The 18,101-nt window shown below is 64.6% G+C and carries 21 protein-coding genes; 16 read left to right on the top strand and 5 right to left on the bottom strand.

Annotation, left to right across the window (positions count from 1 at the left end; translation table 11 throughout):
* Positions 1-21: 21 nt before the first annotated feature.
* Both V1261_RS10155 and V1261_RS10160 read right to left on the bottom strand, forming a co-directional pair.
* Complete coding sequence (locus tag V1261_RS10155; RefSeq protein ID WP_329771616.1) at positions 22-702, bottom strand: DUF502 domain-containing protein; 681 nt, start codon at positions 700-702, stop codon at positions 22-24.
* An 85-nt stretch (positions 703-787) separates the two neighbouring features.
* Positions 788-1,903: an LD-carboxypeptidase gene (locus V1261_RS10160; protein ID WP_329771617.1), complete on the bottom strand. Its 1,116-nt coding sequence runs from the start codon at positions 1,901-1,903 to the stop codon at positions 788-790.
* Between the two features lie 156 nt (positions 1,904-2,059).
* On the opposite strand from V1261_RS10160, the gene V1261_RS10165 reads away from it, so the two are divergent.
* The 7 genes from V1261_RS10165 (at position 2,060) to V1261_RS10195 (ending at position 6,946) form a co-directional block, all read left to right on the top strand.
* Entirely contained in the window at positions 2,060-2,572 is a 513-nt protein-coding gene (locus tag V1261_RS10165; protein WP_329771618.1) for a GNAT family N-acetyltransferase, read from the top strand.
* 139 nt (positions 2,573-2,711) lie between these two features.
* Positions 2,712-4,067, top strand: a complete 1,356-nt coding sequence (locus V1261_RS10170; protein ID WP_329771620.1) for a sodium-dependent transporter — start codon at positions 2,712-2,714, stop codon at positions 4,065-4,067.
* Between the two features lie 3 nt (positions 4,068-4,070).
* Entirely contained in the window at positions 4,071-5,081 is a 1,011-nt protein-coding gene (dusA, locus tag V1261_RS10175) for a tRNA dihydrouridine(20/20a) synthase DusA (RefSeq protein WP_329771621.1), read from the top strand.
* Positions 5,078-5,797 (top strand): AzlC family ABC transporter permease, encoded by a 720-nt coding sequence (locus V1261_RS10180; RefSeq protein ID WP_329771622.1) that lies wholly within the window; start codon positions 5,078-5,080, stop codon positions 5,795-5,797. The genes dusA and V1261_RS10180 overlap by 4 nt, the downstream gene beginning before the upstream one ends.
* On the top strand, positions 5,784-6,140 hold the full coding sequence (locus V1261_RS10185; protein WP_329771623.1) for an AzlD domain-containing protein: 357 nt from the start codon (positions 5,784-5,786) through the stop codon (positions 6,138-6,140). Before V1261_RS10180 ends, V1261_RS10185 begins: the two co-directional genes overlap by 14 nt.
* A 57-nt stretch (positions 6,141-6,197) precedes the next feature.
* Entirely contained in the window at positions 6,198-6,479 is a 282-nt protein-coding gene (locus V1261_RS10190; RefSeq protein ID WP_329771624.1) for a Dabb family protein, read from the top strand.
* Complete coding sequence (locus V1261_RS10195) at positions 6,476-6,946, top strand: PaaI family thioesterase (protein WP_329771625.1); 471 nt, start codon at positions 6,476-6,478, stop codon at positions 6,944-6,946. The genes V1261_RS10190 and V1261_RS10195 overlap by 4 nt, the downstream gene beginning before the upstream one ends.
* A 17-nt stretch (positions 6,947-6,963) precedes the next feature.
* Here V1261_RS10195 and V1261_RS10200 read toward each other — a convergent pair whose 3' ends face one another.
* A complete protein-coding gene (locus V1261_RS10200; protein ID WP_329771627.1) occupies positions 6,964-7,512 on the bottom strand; it encodes a LapA family protein in 549 nt (182 codons plus the stop codon).
* A 175-nt stretch (positions 7,513-7,687) separates the two neighbouring features.
* Here V1261_RS10200 and V1261_RS10205 point away from each other — a divergent pair, with 175 nt between their 5' ends.
* Together V1261_RS10205 and V1261_RS10210 are read left to right on the top strand one after the other, a co-directional pair.
* The gene (locus tag V1261_RS10205) at positions 7,688-10,111 is read left to right on the top strand and encodes a Tex family protein (protein ID WP_436231809.1); all 2,424 of its coding nucleotides are present in this window, start codon (positions 7,688-7,690) and stop codon (positions 10,109-10,111) included.
* A 116-nt stretch (positions 10,112-10,227) separates the two neighbouring features.
* A complete protein-coding gene (locus V1261_RS10210; RefSeq protein ID WP_329771628.1) occupies positions 10,228-10,584 on the top strand; it encodes a DsrE/DsrF/TusD sulfur relay family protein in 357 nt (118 codons plus the stop codon).
* Between the two features lie 38 nt (positions 10,585-10,622).
* Here V1261_RS10210 and V1261_RS10215 read toward each other — a convergent pair whose 3' ends face one another.
* A complete protein-coding gene (locus V1261_RS10215; protein WP_329771630.1) occupies positions 10,623-11,084 on the bottom strand; it encodes a DUF4442 domain-containing protein in 462 nt (153 codons plus the stop codon).
* Between the two features lie 149 nt (positions 11,085-11,233).
* Between V1261_RS10215 and V1261_RS10220 the strand changes: the two genes are divergently transcribed.
* From V1261_RS10220 to V1261_RS10230, 3 genes are read left to right on the top strand one after another with little or no spacing between them, the layout of a single operon-like run.
* The gene (locus tag V1261_RS10220; protein WP_329771631.1) at positions 11,234-11,479 is read left to right on the top strand and encodes a helix-turn-helix transcriptional regulator; all 246 of its coding nucleotides are present in this window, start codon (positions 11,234-11,236) and stop codon (positions 11,477-11,479) included.
* Complete coding sequence (locus tag V1261_RS10225) at positions 11,476-12,840, top strand: HipA N-terminal domain-containing protein (protein ID WP_329771632.1); 1,365 nt, start codon at positions 11,476-11,478, stop codon at positions 12,838-12,840. The genes V1261_RS10220 and V1261_RS10225 overlap by 4 nt, the downstream gene beginning before the upstream one ends.
* The gene (locus V1261_RS10230; RefSeq protein WP_329771633.1) at positions 12,841-13,347 is read left to right on the top strand and encodes a GrpB family protein; all 507 of its coding nucleotides are present in this window, start codon (positions 12,841-12,843) and stop codon (positions 13,345-13,347) included. It begins immediately after the preceding gene.
* A 34-nt stretch (positions 13,348-13,381) separates the two neighbouring features.
* On the opposite strand, the gene ygfZ is transcribed toward V1261_RS10230, so the two are convergent.
* Entirely contained in the window at positions 13,382-14,428 is a 1,047-nt protein-coding gene (gene ygfZ / locus V1261_RS10235; protein ID WP_329771634.1) for a CAF17-like 4Fe-4S cluster assembly/insertion protein YgfZ, read from the bottom strand.
* Between the two features lie 73 nt (positions 14,429-14,501).
* On the opposite strand from ygfZ, the gene mltG reads away from it, so the two are divergent.
* Genes mltG through V1261_RS10255 form a run of 4 tightly spaced genes read left to right on the top strand, consistent with a single transcriptional unit; the run spans position 14,502 to position 18,072 of the window.
* Positions 14,502-15,491, top strand: a complete 990-nt coding sequence (gene mltG, locus V1261_RS10240) for an endolytic transglycosylase MltG (protein WP_329771635.1) — start codon at positions 14,502-14,504, stop codon at positions 15,489-15,491.
* Positions 15,491-16,132, top strand: a complete 642-nt coding sequence (tmk, locus tag V1261_RS10245) for a dTMP kinase (protein ID WP_329771636.1) — start codon at positions 15,491-15,493, stop codon at positions 16,130-16,132. Before mltG ends, tmk begins: the two co-directional genes overlap by 1 nt.
* On the top strand, positions 16,129-17,238 hold the full coding sequence (gene holB / locus V1261_RS10250; protein WP_442877953.1) for a DNA polymerase III subunit delta': 1,110 nt from the start codon (positions 16,129-16,131) through the stop codon (positions 17,236-17,238). The genes tmk and holB overlap by 4 nt, the downstream gene beginning before the upstream one ends.
* 3 nt (positions 17,239-17,241) lie before the next feature.
* A complete protein-coding gene (locus V1261_RS10255) occupies positions 17,242-18,072 on the top strand; it encodes a TatD family hydrolase (protein ID WP_329771637.1) in 831 nt (276 codons plus the stop codon).
* The last annotated feature ends 29 nt before the right edge of the window (positions 18,073-18,101 follow it).

Here is an 18,101-nt window from a genome sequence, read left to right on the forward strand (position 1 = left end):
TGTTTTAGGGGATGCCCCGGCTCAATGCCGGAACTTCACCGTATCCGGCGAGTTCGCACCGCCGGTCATGACGAAGTTCATCGCTTCCTCGAAGGTCCAGTCAGTCGGCACCACGTCTTCCATTGGCACGATCTCGATATAGCCGGAGGTCGGGTTGGGCGAGGTCGGGACGTAGACGGCGGCCAGTTCCTTGCCGCTGTCGGCATCGGTCAATACGCGCGTCACCAGGCCCACGGCCTTCATCTCCGAAGACGGGAAGTTGATCAGCACCACGCGCTGGCCCTTGACCGAGGGATTGCTCAGCGTCTCGATGAAGCGCTTGGTCGCCTTGTAGATGATCTGCACGCCGGGCAGGCGGATCATCAGGTCTTCCATCCACTTGATCAGCTGGCGGCCGATCACCTGCGTCGCCAGCAGGCCGATGATGTACAGCGTCAGCAGGGTCAGCAGCACTGCCATCAGGTTCTGGAACTCGGTCGCCAACAGCCATTGCGAGGCGGTAGCCGAGATCGGTTCGATCAGGCTGGCGGCGGCACTGACCAGTGGCTTGCCGGCATTCGCCAGCAGGCCGAACATGAACTGGAAGACCCACCAGGTGACGTACAGCGGGGCAATGGCAAAAAAGCCGGTCAGGATATGGCGCAGCAGGTGCGATTTCTTCGCGGTTGCAGGGGCAGGGGAGGTCTGGGAATCGTCGTCCATGGTTCAGGCAGGTAAAAATCAGTCAGGCAGCTGACAGCTGCCATCAACAGGAATTGTAGGGACTTCACCGCCGCCAGTAGTCTGCTCAGGCACTATCCTCATCCACAGAAGTGCTAGCAGGTGCAACAGCCACCGGATCCGTCAGCGTCTGCAGTTGCAGATGGCGCGCATCCAGCCGCGGGTAGCCGGAGAAGCGCAGCCGGTAGCCCTGCGCCGTGGTCTGCAGTCGCGCCCGGTAGCCGAGCGGCATGGTCACCTTGTCGCGGATATGGCCAAACGGAAAGCCGGTCAGCACCGGCAGGCCGGTGATTTGCCGCAGCACGCCGATCACGCTGTTGAAATCGTAGCTGGCGTCGTAGCCGTCTTCCTCGTCTCGCAGGCGGAAGGTGCCCAGCACGATTGCCTGCTGCTGCTTGAGCACGCCGGACAGCTGCAGCGTCTGCAGCATGCGCTCCAGCCGGTAGGGCTGTTCACCCACATCCTCGATGAACAGGATACCGCCCGGCACCCGCGGCATCCACGGGCTGCCGGCCAGTGCGGCCAGCACCGACAGGTTGCCGCCCCAGAATACGCCTTCCAGATCCAGCGCACGCGGCGTCGGCTGCGCCACCTCGATGGTCTGGTGCGTGCTGGTCACGGTCTGCACAAATTGCTGCAGCGCAAAGCTGCTCGGCCAGGGGCTGCCAAACTCGCTGTAGAACATCGGTCCGGCAAAGCTGCCGGTACGGCCCTGCGCCAACAGCGCTAGCTGCAACGCGCAGACATCGCTGTAACCCAGGAACAGCGTACCGGCTTCGCGCATGCGGCTGCCCAGGGACGCCCAGTCGATCAGCGGCAACAGCCGGATCGCGCCATAGCCACCACGGGCACCCAGCAGCACCTGCGGTGCTGCGACACGGCCACTGGCCACCTCCTGCAGGTCGGCCGCGCGTTCGGCATCGGTACCGGCAAAGCGCTGATGGCGCCGGCCGAGTGCCACCGTGTTTTCCAGCGCAAAACCGGCACGCTGCAGGCGTTGCAGGCCGATGTCGATGCGTTCCGGATTGGGCAGGTAGCCGGATGGGGCGACCAGGCGCAGCCGGGGGGCATCCGGGTGTCGTGCCAGCGGCGTCTGTGCGGCACAGGCCGGCAGCCAGATGCCGGCAGTCGCAGCCGTGCCGGCCTGCAACAGGCTGCGGCGGGTAAATGGTGATCCAGACATGAACATGTACGCATTTTCCCTGTAATTCCCGCTCTGGCAAGACAGGGCGCATCACGGTTCTGACACAATACCTATCGACTATCATGCTAAATATGACGCTACATGCATGCTGGCGTCACTTGTCCTGTCGTCCTTCTTGTTTCCATGCCTCCTTACGTGCTTCGTCCCCTGCAGCAATGGTCTATCGATGCCATCCTCGCGGTGCAGGAAAAAGCGTATGCGCCGTTCCTGGTGGAGCAGGCGCATGTGCTGCAAGGCAAGCTCGATGCCGGCCCGCCCGGTCATCCGCTGAGCTGGGGGGCGGCGCTGGCAGATGCGCCAAATGAGCTGTGCGGCTATGCCATTGCCGTGCCCTGGTCCAGCAAGCAAGTGCCGATGTGGAACCACACGCGCCTGGTATCGCCACAGCAGGCCGATTGCCTGTACGTGCACGATATCGCGGTGGCGCCGCGGCACCACGGCAGCGGCCTGGCGAATCGCCTGATGCAGCAGGTGCTGAACCAGGGTGCCTCCTGTGACTGGCCGCAGGCCGCGCTGGTGGCGGTACAGGGCGCCGACAACTACTGGCGCCGCTTTGGCTTTGCGCCGGCACCGGGGCCGGATGTCGGCAGCTTCGGCCCGGACGCGGTGTGGATGATGCGCGCCTACCTGCCTGCGCGCAAGCCCTGAAAACGCTTGTGCGCGGCCGCCTCGGCTAGAATCGGCCACTCTACACTTCGTTGCAGCGGCACCCGGTGCCCGCACACGAGTTCTCCGATGATTCACGCTGGCCTGAGCGATCTTCCGGCGTGACCGAACAAGGAACGCCATGAACACGACCAAAGCATCCCACGGCCAGTGGAGCTCCCGATTTGGCTTCATTCTTGCCGCCACTGGCTCCGCCGTGGGTCTGGGCAATATCTGGAAATTTCCCTATATGACCGGCGTCAGCGGCGGCTCGGCCTTTGTGCTGACCTATCTGCTGTGCATCACGCTGATCGGCGTGCCAATCCTGATCATGGAATGGCTGATTGGCCGTCGTGCCCAGCAGAACCCGATCCAGGCGATGGAGTTCGTCGCACGCCAGGAAGGCCGCTCGCCGGCCTGGAAAGTACTGGGCTTTGTCGGAATTCTGGGTGCCTTCCTAATCCTGTCCTTCTACAGCGTGATTGGCGGCTGGGCGCTGGATTACCTGTTCCTGACCGGCTCCGGCACCTTCCAGGGCATGACCGGCAAGGAAACCGGTGCCGTCTTCGAGGGCTTTCTGGCCAATGCTGGCAGCCTGATGCTCTGGCATACCGTGTTCATGGGCCTGACCGTCTGGATCGTTGCCATGGGCGTCACCACCGGCCTGGAGCGCGCCTCGCGCATCATGATGCCGGGCCTGGCGCTGGTGCTGCTGATCCTGGTCGGCTACGCTGCCGTGGCCACGGACTCCTTCGGCCGCGCGGCCGCCTTCCTGTTCACGCCGGACTGGAGCGCCATCAACGGCCAGGTGGTGCTGGCAGCGCTGGGACACGCCTTCTTCACGCTGTCGCTCGGCATGGGCATCATGACGGCCTACGGTGCCTATCTGGGCAAGGAAGTGAACCTGCTGAGCACGGCACGCACCGTGGTGATCCTCGACACCACGATTGCCCTGATGGCCGGCATGGCGATCTTCCCGCTGGTGTTTGCGCACAACCTGGAGCCCAGCTCCGGCCCCGGCCTGATCTTCGTGACGCTGCCGATCGCCTTCGGCAACATGACGGGCGGCACCGTGCTGGGCGCACTGTTCTTCGTCCTGCTGAGCTTTGCTGCGCTGACGTCTTCGATGTCGCTGCTGGAGCCGGTGGTGGCGCTGGTGGAAGAGCGCACCTCGCTGGGCCGCAAGAGCGCCGCCGTCACCGCCGGTGTGGTGATCTGGCTGCTGGGCGTGGCGTCGCTGCTGTCCTTCAACCACTGGAGCGAGATCCAGATCCTGGGCAACAATATTTTCGATTTCCTGGACAAGCTGACCAGCAAGTTCATGCTGCCGCTGACCGGCTTGGGCATCATCATTTTTGCCGGCTGGTTCATGAACCAGGAAAAGATCCGCCAGGAGCTGGGCCTGGAAGGCACGGCCTACCTGATCTGGAGCCTGGTGAGCCGCTTTGTCGCACCGCTGGCAGTGATTGCGGTGTTTATCAGCATGTTGCTGGGTTGATGCATGCAGCTGTCTGAGCGCCCGCGCCTGGCCACGGCCCCCTTGTTGGATGTCTCGGATCGGCATGCCCGCTTTTTCTGGCGGCTGCTGAGCCGACGCGCCTTGCTGTATACCGAGATGATCAATATGGGCGCCATCATGCGCGGTGCGGCCGAAAGCCACCTGCGCTACAACGCCGAAGAGCATCCGGTGGCGCTGCAACTGGGTGGCAGCGATCCGGCCATGCTGGCGGGCAGCGCCCGGGCCGGCGAGCAATGGGGCTATGACGAGATCAACCTGAACTGCGGCTGCCCAAGCGACCGTGTGCAACAGGGCGCTTTTGGGGCCTGCCTGATGCGCGAACCGGTGCGCGTGGCCGACTGCATCAAGGCGATGCAGGATGCCGTCACGCGCGTGCCGGTCACGGTCAAGCACCGCATCGGCCTGGACAAGGACGAAAGCTATGCCATGGTGCGCGATTTCGTCGGCACGCTGGCCGATGCCGGCTGCCAGGTGTTCATCGTGCATGCACGCAATGCCTGGCTCAAGGGCCTGAGCCCGAAGGAAAACCGCGAAATCCCGCCGCTGCGTTATGACGTCGCCTACCAGCTCAAACGTGATTTCCCTGATCTGCATATCAGCGTCAATGGTGGTATTGCCACGGCGGAGCAGATCCGTGAACACTGGCAGCATCTGGATGGCGTGATGATTGGCCGCGAGGCCTGGCACAACCCCTGGAGCCTGACCCAGTGGGATGCGCTGATGGAAGGCAGCGAGGACCTGAGCCCGCGCGTGGATCGCGATGCGGTGGAACTGGCCATGGTCGAATACATGGAGCGCGAGGCGCAGCAGCACGATACCTGGTGGTATGCCGTGGCACGTTGCATGCTGGGCCTGCGCCATGGCCAGCGCGGTGCGCGCCGCTGGCGCCAGGTCTGGAGCGATCACCGCCTGAAGAACGAGCCCGCTCGTGAGGTCTACCGGCTGGCGCAGCAGGCGCTGGCGGCTGACCAGCTGCCCGTCACCGACGCATGAGCACACCGGCCATCACGCGACCTGCGGTGGTGCAGGGGCTGACGCACAGCCTGTCGATTGCGCTGGGCTATTTTCCGGTGGCGTTTTCCTTTGGCCTGATGGCGATTCAGGCTGGCTTTTCGCCGCTGCTGGCGACCATGACCTCTGTCGTAGTTTATGCTGGCGCGGCGCAGTTCGTGCTGGTGGCGCTGGCTGCCGCCGGTGCCGGGCCGTTCAGCATCATCGGCACGATTTTGCTGATGAATATACGCCACCTGTTCTACGGTCCCTCGATCCTGGACAAGCTGGGGCAGGGCGCACCACTGTTGCCAACGCCGCTGCTGGCGTTCTGGCTGACCGATGAGGTCTATGCCGCGTCGGTCAGCAAGCTGGACAGCATTGCGCCAGCTGATCGCCAGGGCTGGTATCTGGGCATGGAGCTGGGCGCGTATGCGTCCTGGGTCGGCGGCACCATGCTGGGTGCCGTGTTGGGCCAGCAGCTGGGCGCGCAATCACCCTGGCTGAACCAGACGCTGGACTTCGTGCTGCCTTCGCTGTTCATCGCGCTGCTGCTGGAAATGTTCCGCCACGCGCGCGTGCAGGTCACGCTGGGCGCCATGATCAGCACCATGCTGCTGCTGTGGCTGCTGCCCTCACACTACGCCATGCTGGGCGGGCTGGCCAGCGGCGCGCTGCTGGGTGCGTTCTACGCCGGGAGGGAACATGCAGCACGCTGATTCGCTCTGGTGGGTGATCCTGCTCTGCGGCGCCGGCACGTTTTTGCTGCGCCTGCTGCCGATGCGCTGGATGCAGCGCAGCCAGCAAGGCGGCCAGACGCCGCCGCCACGGCTGATGGGGGCGCTGCAGGCACTCGGACCAGCCGCGATTGGTGCCCTACTGGTGGCAGCGCTGTGGCCGCAATGGTCCTGGGGCGAGCCGCTCTGGCAAGTGGCACGGCTGCTGCTGGCGATCAGCGCGATGCTGCTGGCGCGCCGCATTGCCGGTGGCGTTGCCATGCCGACGCTGGCCGGCGTGCTGGCCTTTGGCCTGCTCTCGTGGTGGTGGCTAGCCACAGGCTGAGTGCGGCCGGATTTTGCGGTAAGCTGGCGGTTTTCCGCAACTGACAGACACATCCCCATGATCAAGCACATCGTCATCTGGTCCCTGCACAATCCCGCCGACGCCCCGCGCATGAAAGAGCTGCTGGAAAGCTGCCGCCACTGCGTGCCCGGCATCATCACGCTGGAAGTGGGTCTGCGCAGCGACGGTCTGGAAGCCAATGCCGATATCGTGCTGTACTCCGTGTTCGAGGACAAGGCGGCACTCGATGCCTACCAGGACCATCCCGATCACATGGCGGTGAAGGCCAAGGTCAAGCCGATGTGCTCCAGCCGCACCGTGCTGGATTACGCTGCATGAGCGAAGCGCCGCCGCCGCGCGTCAATATCCCGCTGGTGCCGTTTGCCGACCACCTGGGCCTGCAGATCCACATGGCGGTCGAAGGCCGCTCCGAGGTGCGCTACACGCCGCTGCCGGAGCACCTGAATTCCTTCCACGTGGTGCACGGCGGTGTCTGCATGACACTGCTGGACGTGACCATGGCCACGGCCGCGCGTTCTCTGGAAGAGGGCATGGGCGTGGTCACGATCGAGATGAAAAGCAGTTTCATGCGCCCGGCGCAGGGCGATCTAGTGGGCGAAGGCCGGATTCTGCACCGCACCGCCACCATGGCCTTTGTCGAGGCCAGCATCCGTGATGCCAAGGGGCAGCTCTGCACCCACGGCACCGGCACCTTCAAGTACGTGCGCAAGCTGGCGGTAGGCAGCCGCAAGGCGCAATCGCTGCAACTGCCGCAGGACATGCAGCCGGTGATTGCCACCGACTGAGCCTGGCGACTGGCCGCTTACAGCGGGTATTCGCGCTTGATCTCCACCGCATCGGCCGGCACGCGGCGATAGTCCATCGGCGCATTCGGCGGCAGGCCTTGCGCTTCCAGGCGGTCTTCCAGTTCGCCCATGTAGGACGCAATGGTGTTGCCGCTGGTATCGACGCGGCTGCAGACCTGGTCCTGCAGCGTGTTCAGGCGGCTGTCCATCCATTGCTGCAACTGGCTCTGGCGGTCGCGCGATTCGGTTTCGATGCGGTCAATCATGCCGCGCAGCTCAGTGTAACGGCTGGCTTCGGCCTTGTCGGCCAGTTCGCGCTGCGTCTTCATTTCCTTGGTGTGGGCACGCGTTTCCAGCAGTGAGCTGGTCTGGATCATCACGGCATAGCCGAGGAACAGGATCACTGCCAGCAGCAGCAGGCCCAGCATCACCAGACCCAGCGGCCCCTCGACCGTGGTCACGCCCAGGTTGAGCACGGTATTGCGGGACAGCTCCAGCCAGTTGAGCGTGACAAAGCCGCCCACCAGGACAAAGAAAAGAATCATGATCAGGGAACGGAAGCGCATGGAATCTCCTTGGGCGGCTGCATGCCGCATGCGCTGAATATACCGCAGCGCCAGGCCGGATGCCTGCAGGAGAACATGCCGTCTGCAGCGCCAGCGTGACGCATGCACGATTCCGCCAAGTCCTTGCTGCGGCGCCGAAAGCAGGCTCCGACAGTGGCATACTCTAGCGTTTTGCATGTCCACCCAACTATCGGAGCAGGCTCAAGTGACCGCCATCATCCAGAAAATAGCCAATGAAATCAAAGTGCTGCCAAAGCAAGTTCAGGCAGCAGTCGAACTTCTGGATGGCGGTGCCACGGTGCCCTTTATTGCGCGCTACCGCAAGGAAGCCACCGGCGGCCTGGACGATATCCAGCTGCGCGAACTGGAAGCGCGCCTGTCTTATCTGCGTGAGCTGGCCAGCCGCCGCGAGGCCATCCTCAAGAGCATCGACGAGCAGGGCAAGCTGACGCCCGAGCTGCATGCCGCCATCGAGGCCGCACCCACCAAGCAGGAGCTGGAAGACCTCTACCTGCCGTACAAGCCCAAGCGCCGGACCAAGGGCCAGATCGCACGTGAATTCGGTATCGAGCCGCTGGCCGATCTGCTTTATGCCGATCCCACGCGTGACCCGCAGATCGAGGCGCAGGCCTATGTGCTGGCCGAGAAAGGCGAGGGCGGCGAGGATTTCACCACCATCCCGGCAGTGCTGGATGGCGTGCGCGACATTCTGAGCGAACGCTGGGCCGAAGATGCCAGCCTGGTGCAGCTGCTGCGCGGCTGGCTCTGGGAAGAAGGCCTGTTCCAGAGCAAGCTGATGGATGGCAAGAACGAGAACGATCCGGAAGTGGCCAAGTTCCGCGACTACTTTGACTACGACGAGCCGATAGGCCGCGTGCCCTCTCACCGCGCGCTGGCGGTGTTCCGTGGCCGCAGCCAGGACATCCTGGACGCCAAGCTGGTGCTGCCCGAGGTCGATGCCCGGGCAGCCGATGCGCGCAGCCGCCTGCAGCAGCCCAGCCTGGCCGAAGGCCGTATCGCGCGGCATCTGGGCTGGAGCCACCAGGGCCGCCCGGCCGATGACCTGCTGCGCAAGTGCGTGGCCTGGACCTGGCGCGTCAAGCTGTCCTTGTCACTGGAGCGCGACCTGTTTGCACGCCTGCGCGACGATGCCGAGCAAGTGGCGATCAAGGTGTTTGGCGATAACCTGCGTGACCTGCTGCTGGCGGCGCCGGCTGGCCAGAAATCGGTCATGGGCCTGGACCCGGGCATCCGAACCGGCGTCAAGGTGGCCGTAGTCGATGCCACCGGCAAGCTGCTGGAGACCGCCACCGTGTTCCCGCACGAGCCACGTCGCGACTGGGATGGCAGCCTGCACACGCTGGCGCGCCTGTGCGCGCAGCATGGCGTGCAGCTGATCGCCATCGGCAACGGCACCGCCAGCCGCGAAACCGACAAGCTGGCGGCCGACCTGATCAAGTTGCTGGAAAAGACCGCCGCCGCCAACCAGATGGCCAAGCCGCAGATCCAGAAAGTGGTGGTGAGTGAGGCCGGCGCCTCGGTCTACAGCGCCAGCGAATACGCCAGCCAGGAAATGCCGGATGTGGACGTCAGCCTGCGTGGTGCCGCCAGCATCGCGCGCCGCCTGCAGGATCCTCTCGCCGAGCTGGTCAAGATCGATCCGAAAAGCATCGGCGTGGGCCAGTACCAGCACGATGTGAACCAGAGTGATCTGGCCCGCACGCTGGATGCCGTGGTCGAGGACTGCGTGAACGGTGTTGGCGTGGACCTGAACACTGCCAGCGCGCCGCTGCTGAGTCGCGTTTCCGGCCTGAGTGGCACCGTGGCCAAGGCGATCGTCAAGTGGCGCGAAGCGAACGGCGCCTTTGCCGACCGCGCCCAGTTGCTCAAGGTGACGGGCCTGGGCCCCAAGACCTTCGAGCAGAGTGCCGGCTTCCTGCGCATCCGCGACGGCAGCAATCCGCTCGACATGACTGGCGTGCACCCGGAAACCTATCCGGTGGTGGAACGCATCATTGCCCAGGTTGGCAAGCCGGTGGACCAGCTGATGGGCCGTGCCGAGCTGCTGAAAACGCTGCGTCCTGAGCTGTTTGCCAACGACCAGTTCGGCGTCATCACGGTCAAGGACATCCTGCAGGAGCTGGAAAAGCCCGGCCGTGACCCGCGTCCGGACTTTGCCGTGGCGCGCTTCAACGAGGGCGTGGAAGATATCGCTGACCTGCGCGAAGGCATGGTGCTGGAAGGCACGGTCAGCAACGTGGCGGCCTTTGGCGCCTTCGTCGATCTGGGCGTGCACCAGGACGGCCTGGTGCACGTGAGCCAGCTGTCCAACCGCTTTGTGCAGGACGCGCATGAAGTCGTCAAGACCGGCCAGATCGTCAAGGTCAAGGTGCTGGAGGTCGATGTGGCGCGCAAGCGCATCAGCCTGACCATGAAGCTGGACGCGCCCACCGGCCACCAGCGCCCGCAAGGCCAGGAGCGCCGTTCCGGCAGCGGTGGCCAGGGTGCCCGTCACTACGGCGCTGGTCAGGGCAGGGGACAGGCGCAGCCGACCGCCATGGCCTCGGCATTCGACAAGCTCAAGGGCCTGAAGCGCTGATCCGCACAACAATTTAGCAGATAATGGATTGATGTGCGCCGTCCCCAAACCGGACAGCTGCCGCACTGGCGCACATCCCATCGTACGGTAGCTGCCGCACCAGACACGAGGCCTCCATGTCCCAGCACGTCCTGTTCATCGTCAACGCTGCTCCCTACGGCAACGAAAACTGCCATTCCGCCCTGCGCCTGGCGCTGGCACTGGCCGGCAAGGACAGTCAGCCCAAGGTGACCATGTTCCTGATGTCGGATGCCACCGTGGTGGCACTGCCGAACCAGGCCCATGCCAGCGGCGCCACGCTGCAGGAAATGGTGGAAATGCTGGTCGATCTGGGTGGCACGGTGCGTGTCTGCCGCACCTGCATGCAGAACCGCGGCCTGCTGGAGCTGCCGCTGATCGCCGGTTGCGAGATCGGCAACCTGGGCGAGCTGGCCGACTACACACTGGCCGCCGACAAGGTACTGGTGTTCTGATCGCCGCTGGCCGGCTTCACGTCGGCTTCACGTCGGCTTCAGGCCGCCTGCTTGCGCCGCAGCGTCCATTCGAAATCGAAGCGGCTGACTTCGTCACCAGCTTCGTCGGTGCCGACGCTGCTGACCCAGACCGTTACTCCCTCATCCTGCCGCAAGGCCTGTTGCAGGGCCTGATCGAACACCGCCCCCTGATCGCAACGGAAACGGATGCGGCCGCGCGCCTTCTTGCCAAAGCTGGAGCGGTTGTTCGCCACCAGCATCGATACTGGCTGGCCGCTGGCATGGATTTTTTGCATCAGCAGTACGCCGGTCGACATCTCGGCCGCCATCGCCTGCACGGCAAAATACATGGACTGGAACGGGTTCTGGTTGATCCAGCGGTGCTTGACCGTGGTGGTGCAGCCCTTGGCGTCCAGTGAAGTCACGCGTACCCCGCACCAGAAAGCGGACGGCAGCTTGAAGAAGGTGTAGAGCAGGATATTGCGCGGGGTGAATTGCATCAGGTGGCCGTCAAATAAATAAAAGCACGATCGTTCTATTCGTGGAGTATAGATGCTAGTAAGCACAGAGGTGCTGCGGACAAACCCTTGAACGCCATCTGGCCTAGAATGGCAGACATGTAAAACATGCCCGAGCGGGAATATCCACCATGCTGCAACCTGTCGATACCCCCCAGGATCTGGGACTGGCGGTCTACCGCACACGCAAGCAACAAGGTCTGACCCAGGCTGAACTGGCCCTGGCGGCCGGCGTCGGCCTGCGCTTTGTGGTGGAACTGGAAGCCGGCAAGCGCACCGTACGACTGGAAAAAGTATTGCAGGTGCTGCAGGCGCTGGGTGCCCAGCTGCAACTGGACGGCGTGCCGCTGGCCGATAACCTGCAGGAGCAGCCATGAGCAGCACCGTCCCCGATCGCGCCCATACCCGACTGCAGGTGCGCCTGCTGGGGCAGGTAGTCGGTACGCTCAGCAGCAGTGGCCAGGCACCGGGTGTACGCGGCGGCTCGAACCTGGCCATGCCCTCACAGGGCTGGCTGCAGTTCCGCTACCACCGCGACTGGCTGGCCCATGCCGATGCCGTGCCACTCTCCCTGCATCTGCCCTTGCAGGCCGAGGCTTTTGGCCACTGGGCCAGTCTGGCATTTTTTGGCAGCCTGCTGCCCTCCGGCGCGATGCGCGAGTCGCTGGCACAACGCCTGCAGGCCGCCGCCGATGACGATATCGCGCTGCTGGATGCCCTCGGCACCGACTTGCTGGGAGCCGTGACGCTGCACGCACTGCCACCCAACCGCCGCCGCTGGAAGGCCGCCCCATTGACGCTGGAAGAACTGCAGGCCGAGGCGCAGCAGCTGTCCATTTTTGACGATGCCGATATCCAGCAGGAGCTGCCGGCACTGCCCGCCGGCCATGTCGAACGCCAGGCCTGCATCAGCCTGCTGCTGGCGCGTCCGCAGGCCGCGCGTGGCGGCTGGCCCGCAGACCATGCGCTGGTCCCGCTTTGGCAGCAGCAGGACGGCCAGGACGTGCAGCCCTGCAGCAGCCATCTGCTCTGGCTGGCCACGCCGGGTCAGGATGCAGCCCTGTTCCAGCGTCACTGGTGCCAGCAGTTGCTGCAGGCCATTGGCGTGTCTGTCATGCCGATGCAGGCGATGCCACCCGGCGAGATGACGGCGCTGCTGCAGCTGCGTCCGGACCGTTATTACGACGAGGAGCAGCGCTGCCAGCGCTGGCCAGCCGAGACCCTCGGACAGGCCATGGGCCTGACGCCGGGAGCCAGCCAGTCCCGCCAGGCCACAGGCTGGCCAGCGGCGTTTGCGCTGCTGCGTGAGCAGATCCGCCCACATGCCAGCCTGATACTGCAATTGCTCGATGCCGTCATCGCAGGCGTGCTGCTGGGCGCGGCTGATCTGGCACCGCACCAGCTGCTGTTGCGCCAGCCGCGCCATGCGGAAGAGGGCGTGACACTGGCGCCACTGCACGATGTGCTGTGCCAGCCGCAGGCGCAGCGCATGGCCCTGGCGATCGGCCGGCACCAGCTGGCGACACCGCCAGGTTCAGTCGCCTGGGAGCGTTTTGCCTGTGATTGCCAGCTGTCGCCCAACCAGGTGCGCAAGCGCGTGCGCCAGCTGGCGCAGACCATGGAACAGCAACTGCTGGTTCAGCAACAAGACCAGGACAGCCTGCTGGCCCAGCGGGAGGAGCTGCAGACCGTCGCAGCCTTCCTGCTGACGCGGGCGCAGGCCTTGCAGCAGGTGTAAATGGCTCACCGCGCGCCCCTGATCATTGCCGATTATTCGGATGACTGGCCCCGACAGTTTGCCGCCGAACGTAATCGGCTGCTGGCGGCACTGCCGACAGGTTTCGAGGTCGAACATGTGGGCAGCACGGCGGTTCCTGACCTGGCGGCCAAGCCCATCATCGACCTGATGCTAGGCGCAGCCAGCCTGTCAGACATCGAACAGGTGCTGCCGCTGCTACAGGGCTTGGGCTATGACTACCGGCCCGAGCATGAAGTGGCGCTGCCCGAACGCCGCTTTCTGGCCTGGCCCATGACCCGGCCCAGGCAGTTTCATCTGCACGCGGTAGAAATCGGCAGTCCGTTCTGGCATGACCATTTGCGCTTTCGAGACCGGCTGCGCGCCGATCCGGAACTCGCGCAACACTACGCGCAGTTGAAGCGGGCACTGGCCAAACGCTTTGGCGATGACCGCGCGGCCTACACCGAGGCCAAGAGCGGTTTCATCCGGGACGTACTGGCTGGCTGAGGCCGCAGCGCAGGGCCGGTCCGCCAGCCTGGCCTCAGATGTCTTCGAGCAGTACGTAAGGCAGTGGCAGCAGCTGCAGCTCCGGACCAGTGTCCGAACCGGCATGCAGCGTCGCCAGGCCCTGGCTCACGGCTTCCATCGCGTGCAGCTGCAGCGAGGCAATCAGTTCGAAGCCGTCTTGCGGCAGGGTAGCCACCTGGGCGATCAGGCCGCACTCGCCATCGCGCACGCTGTCAGCAGCGCCGGCGGTCGGCACCAGGAAAACATCCTGGCCGGCTTGCGGCAGGGCGGCACCATCGGCCAGCACGCCAGCCGCAATGCAGCCACGGCGCTTGATGGCACCGCGGAACTGGCTACGCGCCACCACTTCCTGCCCGGGATAGCAGCCCTTCTTGAAGCTGACGCCGCCCACGCTTTCGTAATTGATCATCTGCGGCACAAAGGCCTCCCAGGTCGCCTGAGACACCGTGGCCACGCCGCTGCGCACCTCGGACAGCTCCCAATCCTGGGCGCTGACACTGGCACCAACTGGTGCCGGCAGGCCTGCCGGCTGCAGGCACAGCGCACGCGGCAGCTGCGTATCCTGCCCCACGGACGGGTAGAGCCAGACCAGATCGCGCAGCTCCTGCTGCTGGTGCGCCCAGAGCACCGGCATGTCACCTTGCCAGGCCTGGCGTGCCGCCTCGCCCAGCAGGCCGTAGACAGCGATCTCGGCACTGACATCGGTCAGCGTCAGCTGGCTGCGCAGCTTGAACATGGTCAGGCGCTTCAGGATCTGCGCCAGCAGGTCCTGGCGGCACAGCAGCAAGTAGCGGTCCTCCTCGGCCGTGTGCAGCGTGCGCACGACGATGAAACTGGCCTGCATGCGGCCCTTGGCCGAGCAGAAGGCAGCCAGGCGCGCTTCGCCGGGCTGCAGCAGCGCCAGGTCATTGGTCAGCTGGCTGTGCAGGAAGCGCGTGGCATCGGCGCCGCGCGCCTCGATCACGCCCCAGCGGCTGTCAGCGCCGGAAAGTCTGGCCACGCCATCCGGCAGGCCAAAGGAAAGCAGGGGGGAACGGGGTGTAACAGGGGAGCTTTGCATGGCTGAATTATGATGTGGTTCTTTGGCGGGCTGTACCAGGCCCGCTCCGTTGAGCTGGTTTCAAGGATACCGTGTGCGCAAAATCATAGTTTTCATCCTGCTATTGCTGGGCCTGGCCGCCGGCGGCGTCTATTGGTGGTCATCGCAGCCACTGCGCTTGTCGCAGGAGATGGTCGATCTGGAAGTCACGCCAGGCGAAGGCGCGATCCAGATTGCGAAAGAAGCCGTGGCTGCCGGCGTACAGACCTCGCCGGACCTGCTGTCCTGGTGGCTGCGCCTGGCAGGACAGGCGCGCGGCGCCCAGTTCAAGGCCGGCACCTACGAGATCAAGCAGGGCGATTCCCCACAGGTGCTGCTGCGCAAGCTGCGCAATGGCGAATTTGCATTGCGCCAGGTGCGCATCGGCGAAGGCTGGAACCTGCGCCAGACGCGCGCAGCACTCGCCAAGGGGGACCATCTGCGTCCCGAATCCGCACAGCTGGATGAACAGGCGCTGCTGAAGACACTGGAACGCAAGGAAAACTCGCTCGAGGGCCTGCTGTTCCCCGATACCTACAAGTACGCCAAGAACGCCTCCGACATGACGGTGCTGCGCCTGGCCATGCGTACCATGGATCGCAAGCTGGAAGCTGCCTGGGCCAGCCGAGATGCCGATCTGCCCTACAAGAACCCCTACGAGATGCTGATCATGGCCAGCATCATCGAAAAGGAAACCGGCCGCCCCGAGGATAGGGCCATGGTGGCCTCGGTGTTCGTCAACCGCCTGCGCATCGGCATGCGCCTGCAAACCGACCCGACCGTGATCTACGGCATTGGCGACAGCTTTGACGGCAATCTGCGCAAGATCCACCTGCAGACCGATACCCCCTACAACACCTATACCCGGGCCGGCCTGCCGCCCACGCCCATCAGCATGCCGGGCGAAGCCTCGCTGGCCGCTGCCGCGCATCCTGCCAACAGCAAGGCGCTGTATTTCGTGGCGCGTGGTGATGGCAGCTCCGAATTCAGTGACACACTGGACGCGCACAACCGTGCCGTCAACAAGTACATCCGGGGGCGCTGATGGAGATACGACTACCTGGCCTGTTCCTGAGCTTTGAAGGCATTGACGGAGCCGGCAAGACCACCCATATCGCCACACTCGAAGCCGCGTTCCGCGCCCAGGGCAAGACGGTGCTGCGCACGCGTGAGCCGGGCGGCACGCCGCTGGCCGAATCGCTGCGCGAACTGGTGCTGTACCAGGAAATGGACGCGCTGACCGAGGCGCTGCTGGTATTTGCCGCACGCCGTGACCATGTGCAACAGGTGATCCTGCCGGCACTGGAGCGCGGTGACGTGGTGCTGTGCGACCGCTTCGCCGATGCTACCTTTGCCTACCAGGGCGCCGGCCGCGGCTTTGACTGGTTCACGCTGCAGACGCTGGAGCACATGGTGTTGCACCAGCGGGACATCCAGCTGCAACCAGCGTTGACACTCTGGTTTGACCTGCCGACCGAAGTGGCCGCGCAGCGCCTGGCCGGTGCGCGCGAACCGGACAAGTTCGAGGCCAAACAGCAGGAATTTTTTGAACGCGTGGCTTCCGGCTATGCGCGTCGCGCCAGCGAGGCCCCGGAACGCTTTGCCCGTATCGATGCCGCCCTGACCCCGGACGCAGTCTGGCAGCAGGTGGAACAGGCAGTGCGTGAGAAAGGCTGGCTGGCATGAGTACACGCAAGCCGGCTGCGCCGGCCTTTGTCGCCCCGCCACAAGACGGCCCGCTGCCGCCCTGGCTGCAGCAGCAGATGCTGGACCTGCTGCAACAGCGCGGCCATGCCTGGCTGCTGCAGGGGCCGTCGGGCTTGGGCCAGTACGCCATCGCTCTGGGCCTGGTGCGATCCTGGCTGTGCGAGCAGCCGCAAGCCGATGGCAGCGCCTGTGGTCACTGCGAGAGCTGCCACGGCGTGGAGGTGCGCACGCATCCCGACCTGTTCGTGCTGATGCCGGAAACCCAGCTGCACGAGCTGGACTGGCCGCTGGGCGAAAAGGCGCAGAAGGAGCTGGACGACAAGAAGCGCAAGCCGAGCAAGGAGATCCGCATCGAGAGCATGCGCGATGCGGTGGAGTTTTCCCAGCGCACCAGCAGCCGTAACCGTGGCAAGGCGGTCCTGATCTACCCGGCCGAACGCATGAACCACGTCACCGCCAACGCGCTGCTCAAGACGCTGGAAGAGCCGCCTGGCGACGTGCGCTTCGTGCTGGCCACCGAAGCGGCGCACCAGCTGCTGCCGACCATCCGCAGCCGCTGCATGACGCACACCATGGCCTGGCCGCAGCAGGAGCAGGCCGCCGTCTGGCTGGAACAGCAAGGACTGCCGGCCCACGATGCCGCCGCGCTGCTGCAGGCCGCAGGTGGTCGCCCGCATGATGCGCTGGCGCTGGCCAGCCAGGGCGTGATGGCGGCCAGTTGGCGCCAGCTGCCGCAGGCCGCCTGGAGCGGGCAGACCGCTGCCTTTGCCGGTTTCACACCCTTGCAGGCGATTGATGCGCTGCAAAAAATCTGCCACGATGCCTTCCTGGTACGCAGCGGCAGCGTGCCGCGCTTTTTTGCCACCGAAGACTTCCCCACGGCCGACCGACTGGCCGGTTGGAACCTGCTCACGCGCTGGAGCCGCCAGCTCGCGCGTGACCGCCGTTCTGCCGAGCACCCCTACAACCCCGGTCTTTTCCTGGAAGACCTGCTATCGCAGGCCCGCCTGGCGCTGCAGCCGCGCCGCCAGTCAGCGGGCAGGGCGGCTGGCTCTGCAGCCCGTCCTGTTGCCAACTACCGTTGATCCATGTTTGTCGATTCCCACTGCCACCTCAATTTTCCCGATCTGCGTGACCGCATCCCCGAGATCCGCCAGGCGATGGCCGAAGCCCGGGTTGAACGCGCGCTGGTCATCAGCACCACGCTGGAAGAATTCCCCGATGTGCACGCGCTGGCGCTGCAGCATGACAATTTTTGGGCCACCGTTGGCGTGCATCCCGACAGCGACGAGGTGCAGGAGCCCACGCTGGAGGATCTGCTGCAGCGCGGCCGTCTGCCGCGTGTGGTGGGCATCGGCGAGACCGGACTCGATTACTACCGCCTGAATGGCCGCAGCCTGGCCGAGATGGAGTGGCAACGCGAGCGCTTCCGCATCCATATCCGCGCTGCACGCGAGCTGGCGCTGCCGCTGGTGATCCACACCCGCAGCGCCTCCGACCACACGCTGGGCATCCTGAAGGAGGAGGGTGAAGACGGCTCTTCCGGCTCTGCGGGCGGCGTGTTCCACTGCTTTACCGAAACCATGGAAGTGGCGCGCGCTGCGCTCGACATGGGTTTCTACATCTCCTTCTCAGGCATCGTCACCTTCCGTAACGCCGAGGATTTGCGCGATGTGGCACGCTATGTGCCGCTGGACCGCATGCTGATCGAGACCGACAGTCCGTACCTGGCACCAGTACCGTATCGCGGCAAGACCAACTCGCCAGCCTATGTGCCGCATGTGGCGAAACTGCTGGCCGAGATACGCAATCTGGCGCCGGAAACGGTGGCAGAAATCACCACACGCAACTTTGATGCGCTGTTTCCGCTGGCCAACAACCATGAGAAACAGGATCAGAAAATCATCCTAATACCATGATTTCCATGAATTCATGAGTTGAAAGCATT

The organism is Brachymonas sp. J145, from assembly GCF_036312245.1.
GTDB lineage: Bacteria > Pseudomonadota > Gammaproteobacteria > Burkholderiales > Burkholderiaceae_C > Brachymonas > Brachymonas wangyanguii.

Excerpts from the sequence above, each read along its gene's own strand:
- V1261_RS10155 (WP_329771616.1), bottom strand. The coding sequence starts at position 702 with ATGGACGACGATTCCCAGACCTCCCCTGCCCCTGCAACCGCGAAGAAA.
- V1261_RS10160 (WP_329771617.1), bottom strand. The coding sequence starts at position 1,903 with ATGTCTGGATCACCATTTACCCGCCGCAGCCTGTTGCAGGCCGGCACG.
- V1261_RS10170 (WP_329771620.1), top strand. The coding sequence starts at position 2,712 with ATGAACACGACCAAAGCATCCCACGGCCAGTGGAGCTCCCGATTTGGC.
- dusA (WP_329771621.1), top strand. The coding sequence starts at position 4,071 with ATGCAGCTGTCTGAGCGCCCGCGCCTGGCCACGGCCCCCTTGTTGGAT.
- V1261_RS10180 (WP_329771622.1), top strand. The coding sequence starts at position 5,078 with ATGAGCACACCGGCCATCACGCGACCTGCGGTGGTGCAGGGGCTGACG.
- V1261_RS10185 (WP_329771623.1), top strand. The coding sequence starts at position 5,784 with ATGCAGCACGCTGATTCGCTCTGGTGGGTGATCCTGCTCTGCGGCGCC.
- V1261_RS10190 (WP_329771624.1), top strand. The coding sequence starts at position 6,198 with ATGATCAAGCACATCGTCATCTGGTCCCTGCACAATCCCGCCGACGCC.
- V1261_RS10195 (WP_329771625.1), top strand. The coding sequence starts at position 6,476 with ATGAGCGAAGCGCCGCCGCCGCGCGTCAATATCCCGCTGGTGCCGTTT.
- V1261_RS10200 (WP_329771627.1), bottom strand. The coding sequence starts at position 7,512 with ATGCGCTTCCGTTCCCTGATCATGATTCTTTTCTTTGTCCTGGTGGGC.
- V1261_RS10205 (WP_436231809.1), top strand. The coding sequence starts at position 7,688 with ATGTCCACCCAACTATCGGAGCAGGCTCAAGTGACCGCCATCATCCAG.
- V1261_RS10210 (WP_329771628.1), top strand. The coding sequence starts at position 10,228 with ATGTCCCAGCACGTCCTGTTCATCGTCAACGCTGCTCCCTACGGCAAC.
- V1261_RS10215 (WP_329771630.1), bottom strand. The coding sequence starts at position 11,084 with ATGCAATTCACCCCGCGCAATATCCTGCTCTACACCTTCTTCAAGCTG.
- V1261_RS10220 (WP_329771631.1), top strand. The coding sequence starts at position 11,234 with ATGCTGCAACCTGTCGATACCCCCCAGGATCTGGGACTGGCGGTCTAC.
- V1261_RS10225 (WP_329771632.1), top strand. The coding sequence starts at position 11,476 with ATGAGCAGCACCGTCCCCGATCGCGCCCATACCCGACTGCAGGTGCGC.
- V1261_RS10230 (WP_329771633.1), top strand. The coding sequence starts at position 12,841 with ATGGCTCACCGCGCGCCCCTGATCATTGCCGATTATTCGGATGACTGG.
- ygfZ (WP_329771634.1), bottom strand. The coding sequence starts at position 14,428 with ATGCAAAGCTCCCCTGTTACACCCCGTTCCCCCCTGCTTTCCTTTGGC.
- tmk (WP_329771636.1), top strand. The coding sequence starts at position 15,491 with ATGGAGATACGACTACCTGGCCTGTTCCTGAGCTTTGAAGGCATTGAC.
- holB (WP_442877953.1), top strand. The coding sequence starts at position 16,129 with ATGAGTACACGCAAGCCGGCTGCGCCGGCCTTTGTCGCCCCGCCACAA.
- V1261_RS10255 (WP_329771637.1), top strand. The coding sequence starts at position 17,242 with ATGTTTGTCGATTCCCACTGCCACCTCAATTTTCCCGATCTGCGTGAC.